Here is a 22,741-nt window from a genome sequence, read left to right on the forward strand (position 1 = left end):
AACCCCGTCCCCCCGGAGCTCCGCCGCCCGGACCGGTGCTCGCGGGACCGGCGCCCGCCGCGTCGCCGGGCGCGCCGCCCGCGCCGCCCGGCGCGCCGGGGCCCGCGGCCCTGGTCAGCGCCGAACTGAGCGCGGCGGCACGGGAGACGCGCTCCTCGGCGGGCGCCGCCCCCGGCGCCGGTGGCTTCTCCGACGGCTCGGCCAGCACGATCGCCGCCGACCTGCCGCGCTGCCACAGGCCGAGGAGCAGCGGGCGGCGCACGGTGAACGCCGGTTCGGCGGGTAGCGTCACGGCGGGCGGGCCCTCGCCCGTCACCGCCCAGCGCCGCCACACGCCGCTGACCGCCGTGTGCGAGAGGCCGAGGTGGTCGGCGAGCGCGCGGGCCGACCAGGCGCGGCGCGGCGGGGGCGGCCCGGCGAGCGTCGCCGCGACCACGTCCGCCTCGTCGATGCGCGGCGGACGCCCGCTGCGCGGCCGGTGCGCCAGCCCGGCCAGGCCGTGCGCCGCATACCGGTTGCGCCAGGACGACACCGTGGGGCGCGAGACCCCGAGCGCCCTGGCGCTGTCCGAGACGGAGAGGCCGGCGGCGGCGTCGAGCACGATGCGCGCGCGCACCAGGCGGTCGGGGCGTTCGGCGGCCCAGGTCCGCAGCGCCACGCGTTCATCGTCACTCAGGACGAGTTCCGGTACGTCATGCATGGGCACATCCAACACCGTCCACCCCACCCTGGAAAAGTATTAACTGGCCACTGATTCGGTCACATGATGAGCTCGCTCGCCTGCACAGGGCAGCTGTACAGGCACGCTCCTGGCTCCTACCCAGGTCTGGCCAAGATTTTCCTTGCCGCAGCCATTGACTAAGACAATCCATTGGATTTACATAGCGCAGCATCGACCAGCGCATCGAAGGGGATCACGCATGGCCGCAGTCGAGGAACGGGTCAGGCGCCGCACACCTCGCGGGCGCAGAGACCTCACGCTGCTCTGGTTCGCGCTTCCGGGGGTCGTGGTACTGCTGCTGTTCCACTACGTCCCGCTCCTGGGCAACGTCATCGCCTTCCAGCACTACCAGCCGTTCATCGGCATCGCGGACAGCAAGTGGGTCGGCTTCGACAACTTCGACATCATCTTCAACGGCGACGACGCGTTCGTGCGGGCCCTGGTCAACACCCTCCAGCTCACGCTGATCCAGGTAGTTTTCGTTTTCCCCGCGCCCATCGCCCTCGCGCTGCTGCTCAACAGCCTGCTCAGCGAGCGCGTCAAGCGCGTGGTCCAGAACATCCTGTACCTGCCGCACTTCCTGTCCTGGGTGGTCGTGGTCGCGATCTTCCAGCAGATGATCGGCAACTCCGGCCTGCTGAACGTCTTCCTCCAGGCCCAGGACCTCGGCACGATGAACATCATCGGTGACCCCGACCTGTTCAAGGCGCTGCTGACCTCGCAGGTCATCTGGAAGGACACCGGCTGGGGCACGATCCTCTTCCTCGCCGCCCTCGCCCGCGTCGACACCGACCTCTACGAGTCGGCGGCGGTGGACGGCGCGAGCCGCTGGCGGCAGACCTGGCACGTGACGCTCCCCGCGCTGCGAAGCCTCATCATCCTGCTGGCCATCCTGCGCCTGGGCGACGCCCTGAGCGTGGGCTTCGAGCAGATCATCCTCCAGCAGACGGCCGTCGGCATCGAGAACAGCGACGTGCTCGACACCTACGTCTACAACAACGGCCTCATAGCCGGGCAGTGGGGGACGAGCGCCGCGGTCGGCCTGGTCAAGGGCATCGTCGGGGTCGCGCTCGTCGTCGGAGCCAACAAGCTCGCCCATCTCGTGGGCGAGGAAGGGATCTACAAGAAGCGATGAGCACCGCGTCCGCCTACAGCGCCGTGCCGGGGAAGACCCCGGCCTCACCGGCCTGGCGCGTGCTGAGGAGCCTGATACTCCTTATCTGCTGCCTGCTGGTGATCCTCCCCTTCGCCTCCATCGTCTCGACCTCCCTGGCCGACGCCGAACAGGTGAACTCCACCGGCGGGTTCGTCCTGTGGCCCGACCGCCCCTCGTTCGCCTCCTACGAGGCGATCCTCTCCGGCGGCGTCGTCTCCCGGGCGATGATGGTCAGCGTCGGCATCACCGTCGTCGGCACCCTCCTCAGCCTGACGGCCACCGCCCTGCTCGCCTACGGGCTCAGCCGCCCCGGCTCCTACGGGCACCGGCCGATCCTGCTGCTGCTGGTCCTGTCGATGCTGTTCGTGCCGGGCATCATCCCCAGCTACCTGCTGATCAAGGAACTCGGCCTGATCAACAGCTACTGGTCGCTGATCCTGCCCATGATGATCAACGCGTTCAACGTGATCGTCCTGCGCTCGTTCTTCATGTCCATCCCGCAGGAGCTGATCGACTCCGCCCGCATCGACGGGGCCAACGAGCTCACCACCATGCTGAGGATCGTTCTCCCCCTCTCCAAGGCGGCCCTCGCGGTCATCGGCCTCTTCTACGCCGTCGCGTACTGGAACTCCTTCTTCAACGCGATGCTGTACATGAACGAGTCCGCGAAATGGCCGATGCAGCTGGTCCTGCGCACCTATGTCGTCAACAACGCCGCCATCGGCGCGGGCGAGGCCAACGCGGCGGCCGGGGCCGCCCTGCCCCCGTCCTACGCGCTCCAGGCGGCGATCCTCGTGCTCTCCATCATCCCCGTCGTGCTGGTCTTCCCCTTCCTCCAGCGGCACATGACCAAGGGCGTCATGCTGGGAGCGGTGAAGGGATGAAAGGAAATCCCGTCATGGGCAACCCCCTCACCCGCAGAAGCGTGCTGCGCGGCGGCCTCTCCCTCGGCGCCGGGATCGGCGCGGGCCTCGCCCTCTCCGGCTGCGGCGACGGCCCCGACCTGCCGCCGCCCGCGCTCAACGCGGACGTCGTGCTGCCGGAGTACATCCCCTACCAGGGCGTCGACGTGCCGCTCCCGGGCACGCCCGAGGGCGTGCTCAGCGGCTACGAGCACTACCCCGCCACCCCCGAGACCGCCTTCCCCGACGGCCTTCCGGCGCGCGGCGACGGCGTCTCGTTCATGACGCTGATCTTCAACCCGGTACCCCCGCCCCTGGACCGCAACAGCTACTGGCGCGCCCTCAACGCGAGCCTGGGCACCGAGCTGTCCTTCGAGATCGTGGCCGTCGGCGACTACCCCAACAAGTTCGCCGTGGTGCAGGCCGGCGGCGACCTGCCGGACGCCATGGCCGTGGTGCCGCAGATATCGCAGCGCCCCGCCATGTTCCACGCGCTCTTCCAGGACCTGAGCGAGCACCTGTCGGGCAGCGCCGTGCGCGACTACCCCTACCTGGCCAACTTCCCGACGCAGGCGTGGCGTCACACCGTCTACAACGGCGGCGTCTACGGCATCCCCATGCCCCGCCCCGCCGCGGGCTCGGCCATGCTCTACCGCACCGACCTCATCGAGGAGCGGGGCGTCGACCCCAACCCCGGCAGTTTCGAGGAGTTCCGTCGGCTCTGCAACGACCTCACGGACCCCGACCAGCACCGTTACGCCGTGGGCGACCCGTTGACCACCCTCTACTTCGTCCTGGAGATGCTCGGCGGCCCCAACAAGTGGCGCGAGGAGAACGGCCGTTTCACCTGGTGGATGGAGGACGAGACGTTCGAGCCCGCGCTGGAGGCCATGCGCGTCCTGGTCGAGGACGGCGTCGTCCACCCCGACGGGTTCAACGTGCTGGGCCGCTTCAAGGACTGGTTCGGCAGCGGCCAGATCGCCGTCAACTACGACGGCGTCGCCGGCTGGAACGACTACTACCGCACCTACAGCCAGGGCAACGAGGACTTCGGTCTCGGCGCCATGATCGCCCCCGGCTACGACGGCGGCCCCGGCTCCCACTGGTCCGGCGTCTCCAGCTTCGGCGTCCTGGTCCTCAAGAAGGCGCCCAAGGACCGCATCCGGCACCTGCTGCGCGTGTGCAACGCGCTGGCCGCCCCGTTCGGCACCGACGCCTACCTGCTGCGCAAGTTCGGCGAGCCCGGCACCCACCACGACCTCCAGGGCAGCGACCCGATCCTCACCGACGCCGGGCGGCTCCAGACCACCCTGCCGACCAGCTTCATCACCGACGCGCCGCTGGCCCTCTACTTCCCGGAGCGGCCCGACGTCGTCCACACCCAGCACGAGTTTCACCGCCGGGCCGTGGACGTCCTGGTGCGCAACCCGGCCGAGGGCCTCTACTCGGACCTCGACGTCACCCGGGGCGCCACCCTGGAGGCCCGCCTGATCGACGAGTTCAAGGCGATCACACGCGGGAACGGTTCGGTGTCCTCCTGGGGCGGGAAGATGGCCGAGTGGCGCCGCGAGGCCGGCGACCGGATCAGGGCCGAGTACGAGGAATCCTGGGAGAGTTTTCAGTGACCACGCCGCCGCCCGTCGCGGGCACCGCACCCGGACGCGACCAGTGGACCGCCACCGCGGACCGGCTGCTGCTCGCGCTCAGGCCGTTCGCCACCGACCGGCACGCTCAGATCCACCTGCCGGGACCCGCCAGTGGCAGCGGGCGCTGGAGCGACGGACTCGAAGGGTTCGCCCGCTCGTTCCTGCTGGCGGGCTTCCGGCTCGGCGGCGCCGGGGGCGAGGACCCCCACGGCCTCGCCGGGTGGTACGCCGAGGGCCTCGACGCGGGCACCGACCCCGCCTCCCCCGAGCGCTGGCCGACGTTCGCCGAGGCCAACCAGGCCAAGGTGGAGGCCGCCTCGATCGCCGTCGCCCTGCACGAGACGCGCCCCCTGATCTGGGACCGGCTGAGCGACCGCGTCCGGGAAAACGTTCTCACCTGGCTGGGCCGGATGGTCCGCACCGACATGCCGGGCAACAACTGGGTCTGGTTCCAGGCGATCACCGAGGCGTTCGCCAGGACCGCGGGCGGCGACTGGGACCAGGCCGACCTGGACCGCGCCATCGAGCTCACCGACCGCTGGTACGCCCGCGACGGCTGGTACTCCGACGGCCTCACCGGCGGCGCCCACCGCAACTACGACCACTACAACGGCTGGGCGATGCACTTCTACCCGCTCTGGTACGGGCGCATCCTGGGCGACGCGGCGCCGCCCGGACTCGCCGACCGCTACCGCGAGCGGCTGCGCCGCTACCTGGACGACCACCGCCACCTCACCGGCGGCAACGGCTCCCCGCTGATCCAGGGGCGGTCCCTCACCTACCGGTTCGCCGCGCTCGCCCCCGTGTGGACGGGCGCCCTGTTCGACGCGACGCCCCTGCCCCCGGGGCAGACCCGCAGGCTGGCCGGGCTGACCCTGAGCCACTTCCTGGACAACGGCGCGGTCGGACGGGACGGGCTGCTCTCCCTCGGCTGGCACCACGCGTTCCCCCGCATCCGGCAGGTCTACTCCGGGCCCGCCTCGCCCTACTGGGCGTCCAAGGGCTTCGCCGGGCTGCTGCTGCCGCCCGCGCACCCGGTGTGGAACGAGCCGGAGGTCCCGCTGCCCGTGGAGGAGGCCGACTTCCACCGCACGCTGGCCGCGCCCGGCTGGCTGGTGTCCGGCACCCGCGCCGACGGCGTCGTCCGCGTCGTCAACCACGGCAGCGACCACGCCGACCCCGCGCGCCTGGTCTCCGACGACCCGGTCTACGCCAGGCTCGCCTACTCCACGCACGTCGCCCCCGAGATGCCCGAGGACCCGGCCGGCGGCCCGCTGGACTCCACGGTCACGCTGCTCGACCCGCACGGCAACGCGGCCCACCGCCGCCCGCTGCACCGGATCGGGACCGGCGACCGCGCCGGCGTCTCCCGCAGCCGCGCGCACTGGCCCGGTGACGCGAGCTGGGACCCGTTCGGCGGCCCCGACACCGACCAGCGCACCGGGCCCTGGATCACCGTGGCCTCCGTCGTCCGGGGGCCGGTCGAGATCCGCCTCGCCCGCGTGGACGCGACGCCGGACGAGACGGCCACGGGCCCGTTCACCCTGCGCTTCGGCGGCTGGCCGCTGGCCCGGCACACCGGCGCCTCCGTGCACCAGGGCGCCGGGGCCGGGGCCGGGGCCGCGGCCGTCGTCACCGGTTCCGGCGGCCTGGTCTCCGGGCTGACCGCCCTGCGCGGTCTCGGCCACGCGGAGGTCGCCACCGCCGCCGACGCCAACCCGCTGGGTCCCGACTCCGCGACCCCGCTGCTGACCACGGGCGACGAGCCGCTGCGGTACGGCGCGCTGTACGCCGCCGCCGCCCACCTCGGCGCCGGTGCCCCGGACCCGGCGGCGCTCCCGGCGCTCGGCGGCGACGACGACGGCGACGGCGACGGCCCAGCGGGCGGGGACGGCTCCCTGACCGCCGTGCTGACCTGGCCCGACGGCACCCGGGACACCGTTCGCCTCCCGGCCCCCGGCTCACCGACCGGCTCACCGACCGGCTCGGCCGACGGCCGTGCCTCCGACGACGCTTCGTAAGGACGGCCGCACCGTGCACGACACCGCACGCCTGGTCGAGGACCGCGTCACCGTGTTCCTCGACGACCGCCTCACCCCGCGACTCCACGGCCCCTCGATCCCGTTCACCCTCTCCGCCTGGCGCGTCCCCGGCGAGCCGGTGCCCGTCGCCGACGCGCTGGCCGCCGACTACGAGCCGTTCGCCGTGGGCGACGCCTGGGGCGGCCCCTGGGCCACCACCTGGCTCCGCGCCACCGCCACCCTTCCCGCCGCGTGGGCGGGCAGGCGCGTCGAGGCGGTCTTCGACCTCGACTTCGCCTACACCCACGGCCCCGGCGGGCAGGCCGAGGGCCTGGTCCACCACGCCGACGGCACGCCGCTCCAGGGCCTCCACCCCTACCACCGGGCCGTGCCGATCGCCGATCCGGCCACCGGCGGCGAGACCGTGGACCTGCTGATCGAGCTCGCCGCCAACCCGCCCATCTCCGGCAGCCGCGGCATCGGCACCCACTACGGCGACCCGGCCACGGCGGGGGACGACCCGCTCTACCGGCTGGTCGCCGCCGACCTCGCCGTCCGCAACGACGCGGTCTGGCACCTCATCCACGACGTGCGGGTGCTCGACCAGCTGATGCGCGAGCTGCCGCGCGCCACCCCGCGCCGCCACGAGATCCTTCGCTCCCTCGAACGCGCCATGGACGCGGTGGACCCGCGCGACCTGCCCGGAACGGCGCAACGCGGCCGGGACGCGCTGGCCGACGTGCTCTCGCGCCCCGCGCACGCCTCCGCGCACACCGTCACCGCCGTGGGCCACGCCCACATCGACTCCGCCTGGCTCTGGCCGGTGCGCGAGACCATCCGCAAGTGCGCCAGGACGTTCACCAACATGACGGCCCTGGCCGCCGAGTACCCGGAGCTGGTCTTCGCCTGCTCCTCGGCGCAGCAGTACGCGTGGATCAAGGAGCGCCGCCCGGAGATCTTCGCCCGCATCAAGGACGCGGTGCGGGCGGGGACGTGGGCGCCGGTCGGCGGCATGTGGGTCGAGGCGGACGGCAACCTGCCGGGCGGCGAGGCGCTGGCCCGTCAACTGGTGCACGGGCGCCGCTTCTTCCGCGAGGAGTTCGGCACCGAGAGCCGGGGCGTGTGGCTGCCCGACTCCTTCGGGTACACCGCCGCCTACCCCCAGCTGGCCCGGCTCGCGGGCGCGGAGTGGTTCCTCACCCAGAAGCTCTCCTGGAACGAGACCAACCGCCTGCCGCACCACACGTTCCACTGGGAGGGCATCGACGGCACGCGGATCTTCACCCACTTCCCGCCCGTCGACACCTACAACGCCGAGCTGTCCGGGCGTGAACTCGCCCACGCGGTCGCGACGTTCGCCGACAAGGGGACGGCGACGCAGTCGCTGGCGCCGTTCGGCTTCGGCGACGGTGGCGGCGGGCCCACCCCGGACATGCTGGAGCGGGCCAGGCGCCTGGCCGACCTGGAGGGTTCGCCCAGGGTCACCGTGCGGCACCCCGACGCGTTCTTCGCCGCCGCCCGCGCCGAGTACGACGAGACCGGAACGGAACTCCCGGTCTGGCGCGGCGAGCTGTACCTGGAGACCCACCGCGGCACCTACACCAGCCAGGCCGCCACCAAGCGCGGCAACCGCCGCAGCGAGTCGCTGCTGCGCGAGGCCGAACTCTGGTCCGCCACCGCCGCGTTCAGCGCCTCGTTCGCCTATCCGTACGAGCGGCTGCGGCAGCTGTGGGAGCGGGTGCTGCTCAACCAGTTCCACGACATCCTGCCCGGCTCCTCCATCTCCTGGGTGCACCGGCAGGCCGTGGAGACCTACCGCGAGGTGCACGCGGAGCTGGAGGAGATCATCGGCGCGGCGCTCGACGCGCTGACCGAGGGCGGCGAGGGCGGTGGGGGCGGCGAGGGCGTGAGCCTGTTCAACGCGGGCCCCTTCGCGCGCGGCGGCGTCTGCGTCCTCCCGGCCGGGGCCCCGGCCGGCGCGCCGGGCGCGCAGCGGCTGGCCGACGGCCGCACCGCCGTGCCCGGCGCCGTTCCGGCCCTCGGCGCCGGGGCCCTCGGCGGGGAGACCGCCGGCGCGGAGGTCGCGCCCCGGCCGGTCACCGTCGCCGAGGACACGGACGGGATCACGCTGGACAACGGCCTGCTGCGGGTGCGCGTCGACCGCGAGGGACTGGTCAGGTCGGTCCTGGACGCCGCCGCCGCGCGCGAGGCCATCGCGCCCGGCGCGGCGGGGAACCTGCTCCAGCTCCACCCGGACGACCCCACCAAGTGGAGCGCCTGGAACCTCGACCACTCCTACCGCCACACCGTCACCGACCTCACCGGGGCCGAGTCGGTGACCGTCACCGACGCCGGGCCGCTGCTCGCCTCGGTCCGCGTGGTCCGGGCGTTCGGCGACTCCCGTCTCGTGCAGGACCTCGAACTGGCCGCGGGCGGCAGGGAGCTGACCGTCCGCACCGACATCGACTGGCGCGAGCGCGACACCGTGCTCAAGGCCGCATGGCCGCTGGACATCCACGCCGAACACGAGAGCGCGGAGATCCAGTTCGGCCACATCAGGCGTCCCACCCACGCCAACACCAGCTGGGACGCGGCCCGTTACGAGCTGTGGAACCACCGCTGGGTCCACGTGGGCGAGCACGGCTTCGGCGCGGCGGTGCTCAACGACTCCACCTACGGTCACGACGTCTCGCGCACCACCCGCGAGGACGGCGGCACCACCACCACGCTGCGGCTGACCCTGCTGCGGGCCCCGCACAGCCCCGACCCGGAAGCCGATCTCGGCGAGCACCGCTTCACCTACGCGCTCGCGGCCGGGGCCGACCTGGGTGCGGCGGTGGCCGGGGGCTACGCCCTGAACCTGCCGCCGCGCGCCCGCGCGGGCCGCTCCACGGCGCCGCCGCTGGTCGCGGTGGACGGGGCGGGCGTCGTGGTGGAGGCGGTCAAGCTCGCCGACGACCGCTCGGGGGACCTCGTCGTCCGCCTCTACGAGTCCCTGGGCGGCGCGGCGACGGCCACGCTCGCCACCTCGTTCCCGCTGGCGGAGGCGCTCCCGTGCGACCTGCTCGAAGAGCCCCACGGCGACGGCCTGCCGCACTCGGAAGGCGGTGAAGTCCCCCTGCGCCTGCGCCCGTTCGAGATCCTCACCCTCCGTCTCTCCCGCCGCGACGGGGAGTTGAACGCACCTCGCCCATGAGTGACGCCGCGTCGGCTCCCCCGGTCGACACCACGGTGCCGCGGTCGGCCCGGATCTGGGACCACTGGCTGGGCGGCAAGGACGACGACGAGGTCGACCGGGCGGCCGGGGGCGGTGCGGCGTCTCGCGGGCGAGGAGGGTGTCCGGCGGTTCCCGGACATCGGCACGGGCCTGCCGAGCGCTGACGCCGACGCTGATGCTGATGGGCATCATGGGCCATATCGAGGACTACGACGAGGCCCTGGACGCCTACGACTCCCGGGCCGCGATCCCCTCCATCCCGCGCGGCCCGGCGCAGGTCGCCCGCTTCTTCGACGGGCTCGAACTCCTGCCGCCCGGCGGCACGTCCTGCTCCCGCCGGCACCCCGACGCGCCGGCCCACGGCCTCCCCGCGGAGGTGCACCGGTGAGGGGGCGTCGCCTTCGAGCGCTGAGCCCGGCCGGGGTGACCGGTCAGGCGGGGGGGAGCTCGGCGAGCCTGGTGTGGACGGCCTGTCCGAGGAGGTGGGCCGTGGTGCGGTACGTGTCGAGGGGGGCGCCCGAGGGGTCGGGGACGTCCAGGTCGGGGTCGAGGACGTAGGTGCGGTCGGCCGTCGTCGGGGAGAGCGCGATGATCGCGTGGCGCTGGGCCTGCGTCATGCAGTAGATCGCCTCCGAGCTCAGGCACAGCTCGGCGGTCAGCGCCCGCGAGGCGTGGCCGACGGGGACCGGGACGTCGAGCTCCGTCAGCACCGTCACCGCCTCGGGGACCAGCGGGGCGCCCGGTGACCGCACCGTGAGACCCGCGCTGGCCACCTCGAACTCCTCGCGCCGGGTGGCCAGTTCCTTGACGGCGATCGCGGCGGCCATCGGCGAACGGCTCGTGTTCCCGCCGCAGACGAACACCAGCAGCCGGTGTGCCCCCCGCCGCGGCGTCGGCCGGACCACGGCCGGCCAGCTCAGCACGGCGACGGCCGCCACCAGGAAGGCGAGCGCCACCAGCTGCCCGTTGCCGGGCCGCGGTATCCCCGTCAGGGCCGTCAGGGCGAACGCCGAGACCACGCCCGCGAACAGGCTGGCGCAGCGGTTCGCCGGGACGGCCCACGTGTACTCGCGGCGGTCGAGGTAGATCCAGGTGCCGAAGACGAACAGCGACTCGTACAGCACCCCGATGAGGAACGCGGGCACCACCGCGGGCGTCAGCAGGAAGTCCGTGAAGCCGGAGCGCAGTTCGCGCCCCCAGGCGCCGAGACCGAGCGCTGCGGGCACGGCGCACAGCGCCAGTTGGAACACCGGCGCCGCGACGTGCTCGTCCACGAAGTAGCGCCGGTCGACGTCGGGGTCGCCGGTCTTGGCGGCCTTGCTCATGATGGTGAACCGGCCCACGTAGCCCAGGAGATAGACGCTGACGCTCAACACCCCGCCGACGCCCAGCACATATCCGTCCACGTCCCAGACGGCCACCCCCACCGCCGTCAGGCTCAGGATCAGCGCGGCCCACGAGTACCCGTGGACGCGCCGCCGCCTGGCCAGGTCCACGACCGGGGAGAGGATCAGCACCCCGCCGCGCATCAGCAGCATCATCAGCAGGATCGACGCGCCCACGAAGGTGAAGTTGAGCGTGGTGGTCCCGATGATCAGCGCCATCCAGAACCCGGCCCACAGCATGGTGCGCGCCGGCAGGATCAGCCGCCGTCCGCCGATCTCGCGCCGGTGCGCGTAGTGCCACCAGCCGACCGCCGTCAGGAAGACGGGCATCGCCACCAGCTGGCCGAGCGCCGCGGCGGGCAGCAGCACCAGGCCGCCCACCGGCTCGTCCACGCCCGGCACCTCGCCGCTGGACAGCGCCTTGACCAGCCCGCTGTAGGGGATGTAGCAGAGGAAGTAGCCCACGGCCAGCCCGAATATCCCGAAGCCCGCCGCCGAACGCGCAGTACCGCCGGCCATGGTCCCTCCCACTCCGCCGCCACCCCTTGTCACCCTGACGGCCAGGGTGACATGAACAGATCAGCGGTTGGCAGTCGTGGCGTGGGGCGCACCCGGGGCATGCGGGTGCCGGCCTGTGCTCCGGCGCACGCTGGGCGCGTGCGCCGGGCGGTGCGACGTCAACTCCCCTACTACATCAGAGATTTGCCGGTTCTTGCGTTGGTCTTGACCGGGAGAGCGCGACGCTTGCGTCATGCAGATCAGTTTTCGCGCCCGCACGGCGCGTATCGCCATCGCCGTCGCAGCCGCAGGGACCCTGCTCAGCGGGGCGGCCTCCGGAGTCCAGGCGGCGGCACCCGAGCAGCGGGACGCCCTCTCCACCCGGGGGTGGCACGAGCCGGGCGAGCAGGAGATCCGGGCCCTGTTCGACGCGTGGAACGACGCCCTGGCCACCGGCGACCCCGAGGCGGTCGCCGACCGGTACGCGGCGGACGCCGTCCTCGAACCGACACTCTCCAACGTCATACGCACCGACCGCGCCGGCATAGTCGACTACTTCGAGCACTTCCTGCTCCAGCAGCCGTCCGGCGAGATCACCGAGTCCCATGTGGAGCCGCTCGGCCGCGACGCCGCCGTGGACTCCGGGGCCTACGTCTTCCACCTCACCGACCCCGAGACCGGCGAGCCGTACGACGTGGCGGCCCGATACACCTTCGTCTACGAGCGCGACCACCACAGCGGGGAGTGGCTGATCGTGAACCACCACTCCTCCGCGATGCCCGAGGGCTGACGCCCCCCGCGTCCCCGGAAGACCCCGGCGCGCCGCCGGGGTCTTCCGGGGTTACGGGCCGGGGCGGGAGCCGCGAAGGGTGTTCACGCACGGTTCCCCCGGTGCCCCGGTGCGAGTTCAGCAACGCCGGATGTCATTGCCAGACGTGAACGACACCTCATCCATTCCGGCGGCCGCGGCCGCGACCAGACGCAGATTCGTGACCGTGACCGGCGCCGCGGCGGCGCTCGCCCTGACGGGCGCCCTGACCGGAACCGGGGGAGCCAGCGCCGCCTCCGGCGCCCGGGTCGACCGCCGCCCGCTCTTCACGTTGGGCGTGGCATCGGGAGATCCGCTGCCGGACGCGGTGGTGCTCTGGACCCGCCTCGCCCCCGAGCCGCTGGCGCCGTTCGGCGGCATGGACCGCGCCACCGTGCCCGTCCGGTGGGAGGTGTCGGAGAACGAGTCGTTCCGCGGCGTCGTGCGCCGCGGCACCGCCCACGCGCGCCCCGAGTACGCCCACACCGTCCATGTCGACGTCCGCGGTCTGCGGCCGTGGCGCCCCTACTGGTACCGCTTCCGCGTCGGCTCGCAGATCAGCCCGGTCGGCCGCACCCGCACCGCCCCGGCGCCCGGGGACCGGCTCTCCTCGATGACGCTGGCGTTCGCCTCCTGCCAGGCGTGGTTCGAGGGCTTCTACACCGCCCACGCCGACCTGGCCGGGCGCGAGCACGACGTGGTCCTCTTCCTCGGCGACTACATCTACGAGTTCGGCGCGGACAAGGGCATCAGGCCGGGCTCCGCCGACCCGCACGCGATGCGCGAGACCGTGACGCTGGACGACTACCGGGAGCGTTACGCCCTCTACAAGCTGGACCCCGACCTCCAGGCCGCGCACGCCTCCGCGCCCTGGGTCGTCACCATGGACGACCACGAGGTCGTCGACAACTGGGCGGACGAGGCCCACCCGAGCGCCCCGCCCGCGCAGTTCCTCGTGCGGCGGGCCAACGGCTTCCGCGCGTACTGGGAGCACATGCCGCTGCGCATGGCCCAGGCCCCCGACGGGCCCGACATGCCGCTCCACCGGCGGCTGCGCTACGGCACGCTGGCCGAGTTCAGCATCCTGGACACCCGCCAGTACCGCTCCGACCAGGCCATGGGCGACGGCACCAAGCCGCCGAACCCCGAATCCCTCGACCCCGCCCGCACGATGACCGGCGACCGGCAGGAGCGGTGGCTGCTCGACGGCCTCGCCTCCTCCGACGCGCGGTGGAACGTGCTCGGGCAGCAGACCGCGATGGCGCGGCTGGACACCGTGGCCGGGACGGGCGTCGGGGTGCCCATGGACACCTGGGACGGCTACGAGGGCTCGCGGAGGCGGATCCTGGGCGGCGCCCACGAGCGCGGCGTGCGCAACCTGGTCTCGCTCGGCGGCGACCTGCACCGCAGCGTGGCGTCCGACCTGAAGCTGGACTTCGAGGATCCCCGATCGCCCACGGTGGGAAGCGAGTTCGTCGGAACGTCGATCACCTCCGGCATGGACGGTATGGACCACGACGAGGGCGGCCTGACGCTGCTGGCCGAGAACCCGCACATCCGGTTCCACAACTTCCAGCGCGGCTACGTCAGTTGCCGGATCACCCGCGAGGAGTGGACCGCCGACTACCGGGTGGCCGACCGGGTCACCACCCCCGGCGGGCGGATGTCCACCCGCGCCCGGCTGGTCGTCGAGGACGGCCGTCCCGGCATCCAGACCGCGTGAACTCCCCCGGCACGGAAGGAAACCGCCCCGCCATGTCCCCCAGATCCCGCCGCCTTCTGCCCGCCGCCACCGCCGTGGTCGCCGCGCTGGTCATCGCGGCCCCGGCCGACGGCGCCGCCGGGCGCCAGGACCCGCACGGCTCGGGCGGCGCGTCCGTCGGCCTCGCCGCGGAGCCCGGCGCCCTCGACCTGGTCCCGCTGCCCTGCTACCCGGTCACCTTCCAGGCCACCATGGTCAACACCGGCCGCCAGGACGTCTTCGCCGACATGACGCTCACCGCGCCCGCGCCGGTCGCCCTCTCCCGCGACCTCTTCTCCAGCTACCTCCCCGCCGAGGAGCCCGACCAGCCGGTGAGCGCCCCCGTCGAGGTCACCGCGCCCCGGGACACCCCGCCCGGCACCTACGACGTCCGCCTGGCCGTGGACCGCGAGCGGCTGACCGTTCCCGTGCACGTCCGGCCCGTCCCCGAGAAGGGCCCCGGCGACAACCTGGCCCTCGGCGAGCAGGCGTTCGCCTCCTCCACCCACGGCAACTTCTCCGTCTGCGGCGGTGTGGACGGCAACCCCGACTCGGCCGACTGGTCCACCCTCACCGGCTGGAACGACGGCACCTCGCGCGTCTTCCCCGACTCCTACGGGGTCCGCCTCGACCAGCCGCGCACGGTCGGCGAGGTCACCGTCCACACCCTGGACAGCGAGCGCAACCCCGCCGCCGGGTTCGGCCTGCGGGACTGGGACGTCCAGGTCCAGCGGGACGGCGCGTGGCGAACGGTCGCCGAGGTCCGCGGCAACACGGCGGGCGCCGTCACCTCCCGCTTCGAGGAGACGGAGGCGGAGGCCGTCCAACTGGTCATCCACGCGTCCAACGACGGAAGTTACTCGCGCGTCGTGGAGTTGGAGGTCCACTGAGGTCGCACGGAGGTCGCACTGGGGTCGCTCTGAGGTCCGCTGTGCGCGGCGCCGGTACCGGCGGCACACCCGGCCGGGTGAGACATCCCCGTGTGCCGCCGCGCTCACCCGCGCCCGTCCCGCCCGTCCCGCAGGCTGAGGCCGTCCGCGCGCCCGCGCCCCGGGCCCCTACGTGACGGAGACGACGGCCATGACCATCGACGTGCTCGCCTACTTCCTGCGGCAGCTCAGCCCGGAGAACCGGGAGTGGCTGGAGAGCCGGCCGCCGGACTCGCAGCGGGCCATCGCCGAGGAGTGGCGTGCCACGGAGGGCAGGGGCTCCACGCTGCTCAGCTCGCTCGACCTCGTCCCCGATCTGGTCGACGAGGGGGCGTCCGCCAACGCCTTCCTCCGGGACGTGCGCGACGAGGAGGAGTGGAGCTGAGCCGGTCGGCCCGACGGTCAGGACACGAGGGCGCGCCAGGGTCCTTCCGGCAGCAGGGCGGCGAGAACGGCGGACAGTTCCGGCGGCTCGATCCGGTCCGGCAGCGCGTCCAGATCGGACCACGCGACCCAGGCGTGCGTGTGGAGGTTGGCCCGTTCATGGGGGAGCAGGCCGGTCGGCGCCAGCGTCGGCCGCTCCTCGGCGAAGGAGGCCACGAAGAAGTGCTCCGCACCCACATACCGCTTGCCGTTCCACGGCACGTCGCGCTCGACCGGCACCGAGTGCCCGAGGACCGCGGCCGGGTCCAGGCCGGTCTCCTCCACCAGTTCACGCCGTGCCGCCATCAGCGGCGTCTCGCCCGGCTCGATGCCCCCACCGGGCGGCTGCCAGAGCCCCGCCCCGTCGAGCGGATCACGCCAGTGGAGAAGAAGCAGGCGCTGGTCGGCGTCCAGGCAGATCACCCGCGCGGCGGGCCGATGTATCGTCTCCACGGCCTCGACCCTAATCGACACCGGTCCCCGTGCCCATGGCGATCAGCGGGGGAACCCCTACCGCGCCCGCCGCGCACGGAGTGGATCCTCGACGAGGACACCACCCGCCTGCTCGGCCGGCGCACGGTCATCACCGAACCCGGCCGGGCCCCGCCCGCGTCGCGGACCGGCGCCCGACCTTCCCTCCCGCGTGCGGTCGCGCTCCGGGGCCGGGTCCGGGCGTCAGCCGGCGGCCTGCGAGGCGACGTGCTCGATGGCCGCGACCGCGACCTCGGGCTCGTCGATGTGGATGTCGTGCCCGCTGTTCTCGGCGGTGCTCAGTTCGCTGTTGGTGGATACCGCGAGCCACGCCTCCTGGCCCTTGGTCCAGTCCTCCTCCAGGCCCGGTCCGTACTCGGGGACCACGCCGAGGTGCTGCTGCCCGTGCTGGATGACCTGGACGGGGATGGCGCCGGCGGAGCGGACCTCGCCGTCGGTGAAGACGAGTTGTTCCGGGTTCTCCCCGCCGAAGACGGCGAGGGTCTCGGCGCGCAGGTCGCCCGCCGGGCCGGTGGCGGTCTCGGGGATCCTGGCGGTGAGGTCGGCGACCGCGGTGGGTGAGGTGGCGTCCAGGAGGACCAGGCCGTGGACCCTGTCCTGGTGGTCGGGGGCGTAGCGGGCGGCGATCAGTCCGCCCATGGAGTGCCCGGCCAGGACGACTGGCTGGTCTCCGGCGACGTGGTCGAGGACGGCGGTGAGCGTCTCGCCGACGTCCTCGTAGTCCTGGGGGCCTTCCGGCTGGTCGCTGCCGCCCGCGCCGAGCCGGTCGTAGGAGCAGGTCCGGCCGTTCTCGCTCAGCGTTCCCTGGAGGTCGGCCATGGTGGTCAGGTCGTTGCCCCCGCCGTGCAGGAGGACGACGAGGGGCCTGCCGTCCACCGGGCTGCCGGAACAGGAGACGTTCACCGAGTGGTCCCCGGCGGTGATCTTCTCGGTGCCGGTCAGCAGGTCCCCCTCGGCCTCCGGCGCGGGAGCGGAGGCGGAGGACTCCGTGTCCGTGTCCGCTTCCGATTCCGAACCGTCGCACCCGACGAGCCCCACACCGGCCACGGCACAGCACAGCGCTATCGCGGCGGATGTCCTCAAGTTCTTGCGGGTCACGGCTTCCTCCAAGGAGATGACTGCGGCACGAACGCTTCGTGTTCATCGCCGAGTTGACGATGCGCCAAGCCTAGGGAGCCCCGTTGCGGCGACCCATGGGCCTGTGACCCGTGTTGCCAGGGGGGCTGGCGCCACCACCCCACGTGCGGTGGACGCACCTCCGCGGTCGTGCCAGGCGGGCGGTGCGGACCGCGCCGGCGGCGGCATATAGCAGTGACCCCCACGACCGGCGGGGGAACAGTGGCGATCGGCACCATCGAGGGCGCTCACGGTGGTTCCTACTGTGCGGCCATGGAGAGCGATCCCGATCCTGACGGGCCCCCGCCGGACGGCGGGTGAGCCGCGCGCCGACCTGCCCCGTTCCGCCTCGTCCCCACCGGTGAGCCCCAGCAAGAGCCCTCGCACGCACGTCCCCGAACGTCGTCCCCCAGGCCCTAGGGAAGTGGTGTCCATGTCCTCCTCGGCGTCCCCCTCGGCGACCGCTCCGCCGCCGGCCCCGGCCAGGCTGCGCCGCGTCGTCGCCGCCAGCCTGATCGGCACCACCATCGAGTGGTACGACTACTTCCTCTACGGCTCGGCCGCCGCCCTGGTCTTCGGCGACGTGTTCTTCCCCGAGTCCGACCCGCTGACCGGCACCCTTCTCTCCTTCCTCACCTACGCCATCGGCTTCGCCGCCCGCCCGCTGGGCGCCCTGGTCTTCGGCCACTACGGCGACCGCGTCGGCCGCAAGAAGCTGCTGGTGATCAGCCTGCTGATGATGGGCTGTGCCACGACGCTGATCGGCTGCGTGCCCGGCTACGCCACCATCGGCGTCGCCGCACCGCTGCTGCTGACGGCGCTTCGGCTCCTCCAGGGCTTCGCCCTCGGCGGGGAGTGGGGCGGCGCCGTGCTGCTGGTCTCGGAGCACGGCGACGCGAGGCGGCGCGGGTTCTGGGCGTCCTGGCCCCAGAGCGGCGCCCCCGCGGGCAACCTGATCGCCGTCGGCGTCCTCTCCCTCACCACGACGCTGCTGAGCGAATCGGCGTTCGAGTCGTGGGGGTGGCGGATCCCGTTCCTGCTCTCCGCGGTGCTGGTCCTCGTCGGCCTCTGGATCCGGATCTCGGTCGACGAGTCGCCCGTCTTCCAGGAAGCGCTGGCCAAGGCCGAGGCGCGGAAGGCGGAGCAGCGGGCCGAGGAGGAGGAGCAGCCGCCGATCCTGGCGGTCCTGCGCCACCACTGGCGGGACGTCCTGGTGGCCATGGGCGCTCGGATGGCGGAGAACATCTCGTACTACGTCATCACCACCTTCGTCCTCGTCTACTGCGTCGACCACCTCGACATGGAGGAGCAGACCGCGCTGAACGCCGTGCTGATCGGCTCGGCCGTCCAGTTCTGCCTGATCCCGGCGTTCGGCGCGCTCTCGGACCGGCTGGGCAGGAAACCGGTCTACCTCGCGGGCGCGATCGGAACGGGCGTCTGGGCCTGGCTGTTCTTCACGCTCATCGACACCGAGTCGTTCCCCGCGCTGGTGCTGGCGGTGACCGTGGGCCTCGTCTTCCACAGCGCGATGTACGCGCCCCAAGCGGCGTTCTTCTCCGAGCTGTTCGCCACCCGCATGCGGTACTCGGGGGCGTCCATCGGCGCCCAGTTCGCCTCGGTGGCCGCCGGAGCGCCGGCGCCGCTGATCGCGACCGCGCTGCTCCAGTCCTCGGGGGGATCCTCGCTGATCTCGCTCTACGTCACCGCCGCGGCGGTCGTGACGGTGCTCGCACTGCTCGCCGCCCGGGAGACCCGCGGCCGGAACCTGGGCGAGCTGGACGCCGAACCGTCGACACCGGAGTCAGCCGTCGCACGAGCGGGACGCTGACGGTCTCGCCGACGAGAAGACCGGGGGAGCGGACCTGGGCTGATACCGATCACCGCCCGCAGCATAGCGCTGGCACAGAATCACGAATGCTCTCTGATCAGGCACGGAGAACCCGTCGCACCGTCGACAGGTTTCCCGACTGCGAGAAACGGGCCCGCCCCGACCGCGGTTACGCGCTGGGCGGCGAGCACTCGACGTCGGAGACCGGCGTGGCCGGCGAGGACGCCTCGCCGGGTGCCGAGGCGGCGCGCTCGTCGAGCCCACGGGCGGCGTGGATCCGCAGCAGTCCTTCGATGCCGCGCAGCAGGGTCTCGCCGGCCAGGACGGGGTCGCCGAGGTAGCCGGCGCTCATCGCGCCGTCGCGGAGCATGACGAAGTGCCGCCCGGCGTGCTCGGCCTGCGCGGCCGTGATCTCGGCGAACAGGCTGGTGACCGTCTCCAGGAACCACTCGCGGTGCCGCACGACGGCACGGTGGACCGGGTGGTCGGGATCGGGAAATTCGGCCGCCGCGTTGAGGAAGGCGCATCCGCGGTAACCGGGCGAGCGGATCTGCTCGACCAGGGACGCGCCGATGCCCCGCAGGATGCCGTCGGTCGGCACGTCCGCGGCCGTCAGGGAGCCGATCTGGGAGCGGATCGCCTGGTCGACGCTTCCGATGTACGCGACGGCAAGGTCCTCCTTGCTGCGGAAGTGGCGGTAGAAGGTGGCGTTGGTGACCTTCGACTCGGCGACCAGACGGTCGACGCCCACCGTGTGGATGCCCTCCGCGTAGAAGAGCTGCCCGGCAGTCCTCAGGAGCCGCTCCCGCGCCTCGGAGACTCTCCTGCCGGTGCCTGTGCCGGCTTCCGTCCGTGTCATATCACCCAGTGTAGCGGGTGGCGGGTAGAACGCTCTTTCTTGTTTGCGTGGAAAGGGTGTGCGAGACTGCAAACAAGAGAGAGCGTTCTCTCTGTCTCGTACTCACTGGAGAACCCCATGGCATCCGTCGACTCCGCCGAGCACGTCGGCACCACACCCGCCCTGCGCCGGCTGTACGTCATCCGCTTCCTCTTCGCCGCCGCGTGGGCGGTCGTCCTGCTGGTGTCCGGCTCGGACCTCACCGTCGAGGCCAAGCTGCTGCTGTTCCTCTACCCGGCCTTCGACGTGGTCGCGGCCATCGTCGATGTCAGGTCGGCGCGCCCCGACGGGCCGGTCACGAGCTTGTACGTGAACATCGCCGTCAGCTCGCTCGCCACCGTCGGCGTCGCGGTCGCCGGCACCTCGGGCGTCGCCGACGTCCTGCGCGTCTGGGGCGCATGGGCGGTCGTCTCCGGGCTGGTCCAGCTCCTCGTGGGCGTCGCCCGCCGGCCGATGGGCGGCCAGTGGGCCATGATCGTCAGTGGCGGCATCTCGGTGCTGGCCGGCGCGACCTTCATCCGAAGCGCCTCACGGGACGACCCCTCGCTGACCACCCTCGCCGGCTACGCCGCGCTCGGAGGGATCTTCTTCCTCGTCTCGGCGCTCCGCCTGTCCCGTTCGACCCGCAGGGGCTGAGCACCGCCGATGGGCCAACGCCATGCCGCCGCTGCTGCCGGCTCGATGTCGCCCGGCCACCTCCGTGTCCGACACCTGGCGCGTGAACGACCGGATGGCGAGGGCGATCGGTGCGGCGGTCGGGTCGTGCAGCGCTGTCGGGTGTTCGCCCTAGGGTGAGGGCGGGATCCGTGCCGCGTGGAGGGGGCGTACGTGATGTGTTTTCAGCTGGTCGTGCCCGTCGTCGGTGCGCCGATGGCGGGGGGTGCCTCGACGCCCGCGTTGGTGGCGGCGGTGAGCGGTGCCGGTGGTCTGGGGTTTCTCGCTGCCGGGTACCGGACGGCGGGTGCGATGGTCGAGCAGATCGGGCGGACCCGGGAGCTGACGGACCGTCCGTTCGGCGTCAACCTCTTCGTCCCGGGGCCGCCCTCCGACGCGGCCGTGGTGGCCGCCTACCGTCGGCGGCTGCTGCCCGAGGCCGAGGCGTGGGGGGTCGAACTCCCCTCGGTGATCCCGCCCGACCGCGACGACTGGGACGCCAAGCTCGCGGCGCTGATCGCCGACCCGGTGGCGTATGTGTCCTACACCTTCGGCCTGCCCGCACGCGCGGACGTCGAGGCCGTTCGCGCCGCCGGCGGCGTGCAGATCGGCACCGTCACCACCCCTGCCGAGGCGCTCGCGGCCACCAGGCTGGGACTCGACGTGCTCACGGTGCAGGGTCCCGGCGCCGGCGGCCACCGTGCCACCCATCGCGCCGAGGACGAGCCCGGCACGCTGCCGTTGCTCCAACTCCTCGCCGCCGTACGGGAGGTGACCGAGCTGCCGCTGATCGCCGCGGGTGGCCTGGCGGACGGCCCGGCGATCGCCGCCGCACTGCGAGCGGGGGCGCGCGCCGTCCAGCTCGGCACCGCCTATCTGCGCACGGACGAGTCCGGCGCCTCCCCGGCACACCGGCGAGCGCTGTTGGAACGCGACGCCACCACCGTGACCCGCGCCTTCACCGGCCGTCCCGCGCGCGGGCTGCGCAACGCCTTCATCGACCGCCACCAGCCGCACGCGCCCACCGCCTACCCCGAGGTGCACCACCTCACCCAGCCCCTGCGGGCCGCCGCCGCCCGGCGCGGCGACCTGGACGCGATGCACCTGTGGGCGGGTACCGGACACCGGCTGGCCCGGAGCGGTCCGGCGGCCGACCTGACCCGCGCGCTGTGGCGGGAGGCCGGAGCGCCGGCCCGGCGCTGAATCGCGCCCGCCTCTCGCGCGAGGAGTTCCCGCGTGGGCGCTGGAACGGTCGGGGGGGATCGCCGGAGGGCGAACAGGATCGGCTCATCCGCGGTCTCGGCGACCCGCCACCGCTGGACGCGCTGCCACAGCCGCCGCCCTGGAGAGGAGATAGCGATCCGGGTCCATGTCACGTCCGACATGGGACCGGAGCGTTCCCTTGTTCTGGGTACCCCCAACGGGATTCGAACCCGCGCTACCGCCTTGAAAGGGCGGCGTCCTGGGCCACTAGACGATGGGGGCGCAAGGACGCCAGCAGCATAGGCGATGCCCGGGGGGATCACCAAAAGGGTTTCGCTGACGGACAATGGCGGCGTGCTGGAGATGACGCGCGAGGAGTTCGAGGGGTTGGTCAGTGAGGCGCTGGACCGGATCCCGCCGGAACTGACCCGGCTGATGGACAACGTGGCCGTCTTCGTGGAGGACGAGCCGCCCCCCGAGGACCCGGAACTGCTCGGGCTGTACGAGGGTACGCCGCTCACCGAGCGCGGCGAGTGGTACGCGGGCGTGCTGCCGGACCGCATCTCGGTCTACATGGGCCCGACCCTGCGGCTCGTCCGGCGCGAGGGCGGCGACCGGGAACTGGTGGTCGAGGAGGTGGAGATCACCGTCGTGCACGAGATCGCCCACCACTTCGGCATCGACGACGAGCGGCTGCACGGCCTCGGCTACGGCTGAGGCGACCGGGCCGCAGGCCCCGGCCGGAAACGTTCCGTGTCCTCCGTCCGGGTGGGGGAGTTGAGCAGGCGGAACGTTGCCCACCGCCCCGGAGGTGTCCGCCCGTGCGCCGACCTCACCGCCTCGTCCCCGGCGCCGCGGCGCCGTCCACCGCCGTGATCCGCGTCACGCCCACGGCCCTGGCCGCCGTCCTGGCGGCCGTCCTGGCCGCCGCGCTCGGCGGCTGCGTGACCGTCGAGCCCGACGACCGGCCCGCGCCCGCGTCCACCGAGTCGGAACGGGCCCCGCTCGGCGACGGGGCCCGCGAGCCCGCCGGCGCCGGTGAGAGCGACGGCGACGAACCCCCCGACGAGCCCGCCGCCCCCGGGGGGGGGGGGGTCGGGGGG

Annotated in this window: 18 protein-coding genes, 1 tRNA gene and 2 pseudogenes; 15 read left to right on the top strand and 6 right to left on the bottom strand. The window is 72.9% G+C overall.

Annotated elements, in window-relative coordinates; all coding sequences use genetic code 11:
* The coding region (locus tag ADY01_RS14680; protein ID WP_049572156.1) for a helix-turn-helix domain-containing protein at nucleotides 1-700 on the bottom strand (700 nt) is incomplete at its 3' end.
* A gap of 220 nt (nucleotides 701-920) precedes the next feature.
* Between ADY01_RS14680 and ADY01_RS14685 the strand changes: the two genes are divergently transcribed.
* The 6 genes and pseudogenes from ADY01_RS14685 (at nucleotide 921) to ADY01_RS37020 (ending at nucleotide 10,051) form a co-directional block, all read left to right on the top strand.
* Nucleotides 921-1,856 carry an ABC transporter permease gene (locus tag ADY01_RS14685; RefSeq protein WP_049572159.1) on the top strand — a complete coding sequence of 312 codons (936 nt, stop codon included), beginning with the start codon at nucleotides 921-923 and terminating at the stop codon, nucleotides 1,854-1,856.
* Complete coding sequence (locus tag ADY01_RS14690) at nucleotides 1,853-2,761, top strand: carbohydrate ABC transporter permease (protein ID WP_049572161.1); 909 nt, start codon at nucleotides 1,853-1,855, stop codon at nucleotides 2,759-2,761. The genes ADY01_RS14685 and ADY01_RS14690 overlap by 4 nt, the downstream gene beginning before the upstream one ends.
* A gap of 14 nt (nucleotides 2,762-2,775) precedes the next feature.
* Complete coding sequence (locus tag ADY01_RS14695) at nucleotides 2,776-4,404, top strand: extracellular solute-binding protein (RefSeq protein WP_049572164.1); 1,629 nt, start codon at nucleotides 2,776-2,778, stop codon at nucleotides 4,402-4,404.
* Complete coding sequence (locus ADY01_RS14700) at nucleotides 4,401-6,446, top strand: DUF2264 domain-containing protein (RefSeq protein WP_049572168.1); 2,046 nt, start codon at nucleotides 4,401-4,403, stop codon at nucleotides 6,444-6,446. Before ADY01_RS14695 ends, ADY01_RS14700 begins: the two co-directional genes overlap by 4 nt.
* A 13-nt stretch (nucleotides 6,447-6,459) precedes the next feature.
* The gene (locus tag ADY01_RS14705; RefSeq protein ID WP_049572172.1) at nucleotides 6,460-9,642 is read left to right on the top strand and encodes an alpha-mannosidase; all 3,183 of its coding nucleotides are present in this window, start codon (nucleotides 6,460-6,462) and stop codon (nucleotides 9,640-9,642) included.
* Nucleotides 9,639-10,051 (top strand): annotated as a pseudogene (locus ADY01_RS37020) (SAM-dependent methyltransferase). Before ADY01_RS14705 ends, ADY01_RS37020 begins: the two are co-directional and overlap by 4 nt.
* Before the next feature lie 43 nt (nucleotides 10,052-10,094).
* Here the strand turns inward: ADY01_RS37020 and ADY01_RS37025 are convergent.
* Nucleotides 10,095-11,567: a low molecular weight phosphatase family protein gene (locus ADY01_RS37025; protein WP_049572182.1), complete on the bottom strand. Its 1,473-nt coding sequence runs from the start codon at nucleotides 11,565-11,567 to the stop codon at nucleotides 10,095-10,097.
* A 232-nt stretch (nucleotides 11,568-11,799) separates the two neighbouring features.
* Here ADY01_RS37025 and ADY01_RS14720 point away from each other — a divergent pair, with 232 nt between their 5' ends.
* The 4 genes from ADY01_RS14720 (at nucleotide 11,800) to ADY01_RS14735 (ending at nucleotide 15,409) form a co-directional block, all read left to right on the top strand.
* Nucleotides 11,800-12,336 (top strand): SgcJ/EcaC family oxidoreductase, encoded by a 537-nt coding sequence (locus ADY01_RS14720; RefSeq protein WP_049572185.1) that lies wholly within the window; start codon nucleotides 11,800-11,802, stop codon nucleotides 12,334-12,336.
* Between the two features lie 145 nt (nucleotides 12,337-12,481).
* A complete protein-coding gene (locus tag ADY01_RS14725) occupies nucleotides 12,482-14,077 on the top strand; it encodes an alkaline phosphatase D family protein (protein ID WP_234320233.1) in 1,596 nt (531 codons plus the stop codon).
* Nucleotides 14,078-14,109: 32 nt separating this feature from the next.
* Nucleotides 14,110-14,985, top strand: a complete 876-nt coding sequence (locus tag ADY01_RS14730; RefSeq protein WP_049572189.1) for a hypothetical protein — start codon at nucleotides 14,110-14,112, stop codon at nucleotides 14,983-14,985.
* Nucleotides 14,986-15,175: 190 nt separating this feature from the next.
* Entirely contained in the window at nucleotides 15,176-15,409 is a 234-nt protein-coding gene (locus ADY01_RS14735; protein ID WP_049572193.1) for a hypothetical protein, read from the top strand.
* Nucleotides 15,410-15,426: 17 nt separating this feature from the next.
* On the opposite strand, the gene ADY01_RS14740 is transcribed toward ADY01_RS14735, so the two are convergent.
* Both ADY01_RS14740 and ADY01_RS14745 read right to left on the bottom strand, forming a co-directional pair.
* Nucleotides 15,427-15,900, bottom strand: a complete 474-nt coding sequence (locus ADY01_RS14740) for an NUDIX hydrolase (RefSeq protein WP_049572196.1) — start codon at nucleotides 15,898-15,900, stop codon at nucleotides 15,427-15,429.
* Nucleotides 15,901-16,122: 222 nt separating this feature from the next.
* Complete coding sequence (locus ADY01_RS14745) at nucleotides 16,123-17,037, bottom strand: alpha/beta fold hydrolase (protein WP_107081728.1); 915 nt, start codon at nucleotides 17,035-17,037, stop codon at nucleotides 16,123-16,125.
* A gap of 451 nt (nucleotides 17,038-17,488) precedes the next feature.
* Here ADY01_RS14745 and ADY01_RS14750 point away from each other — a divergent pair, with 451 nt between their 5' ends.
* Nucleotides 17,489-18,883, top strand: coding sequence for an MFS transporter (locus ADY01_RS14750; protein WP_049572201.1), 1,395 nt, complete (start codon nucleotides 17,489-17,491; stop codon nucleotides 18,881-18,883).
* Nucleotides 18,884-19,052: 169 nt separating this feature from the next.
* On the opposite strand, the gene ADY01_RS14755 is transcribed toward ADY01_RS14750, so the two are convergent.
* A complete protein-coding gene (locus tag ADY01_RS14755) occupies nucleotides 19,053-19,742 on the bottom strand; it encodes a TetR/AcrR family transcriptional regulator (protein ID WP_078900314.1) in 690 nt (229 codons plus the stop codon).
* Nucleotides 19,743-19,859: 117 nt separating this feature from the next.
* Here ADY01_RS14755 and ADY01_RS14760 point away from each other — a divergent pair, with 117 nt between their 5' ends.
* Together ADY01_RS14760 and ADY01_RS14765 are read left to right on the top strand one after the other, a co-directional pair.
* Nucleotides 19,860-20,417 (top strand): membrane protein, encoded by a 558-nt coding sequence (locus tag ADY01_RS14760; protein ID WP_049572204.1) that lies wholly within the window; start codon nucleotides 19,860-19,862, stop codon nucleotides 20,415-20,417.
* A 195-nt stretch (nucleotides 20,418-20,612) separates the two neighbouring features.
* Complete coding sequence (locus tag ADY01_RS14765) at nucleotides 20,613-21,638, top strand: NAD(P)H-dependent flavin oxidoreductase (protein ID WP_049572214.1); 1,026 nt, start codon at nucleotides 20,613-20,615, stop codon at nucleotides 21,636-21,638.
* Nucleotides 21,639-21,847: 209 nt separating this feature from the next.
* On the opposite strand, the gene ADY01_RS14770 is transcribed toward ADY01_RS14765, so the two are convergent.
* A tRNA-Glu gene (locus ADY01_RS14770) sits at nucleotides 21,848-21,920 on the bottom strand.
* A gap of 81 nt (nucleotides 21,921-22,001) precedes the next feature.
* Between ADY01_RS14770 and ADY01_RS14775 the strand changes: the two genes are divergently transcribed.
* Both ADY01_RS14775 and ADY01_RS14780 read left to right on the top strand, forming a co-directional pair.
* Nucleotides 22,002-22,355, top strand: a complete 354-nt coding sequence (locus ADY01_RS14775; RefSeq protein ID WP_049572217.1) for a metallopeptidase family protein — start codon at nucleotides 22,002-22,004, stop codon at nucleotides 22,353-22,355.
* Between the two features lie 104 nt (nucleotides 22,356-22,459).
* A pseudogene (locus ADY01_RS14780) lies at nucleotides 22,460-22,741 on the top strand (hypothetical protein); the annotation flags it as partial.

Origin of the sequence: Streptomyces sp. SBT349 (assembly GCF_001083795.1) — a bacterium.
Classification (GTDB): Bacteria; Actinomycetota; Actinomycetes; order Streptomycetales; family Streptomycetaceae; genus Streptomyces.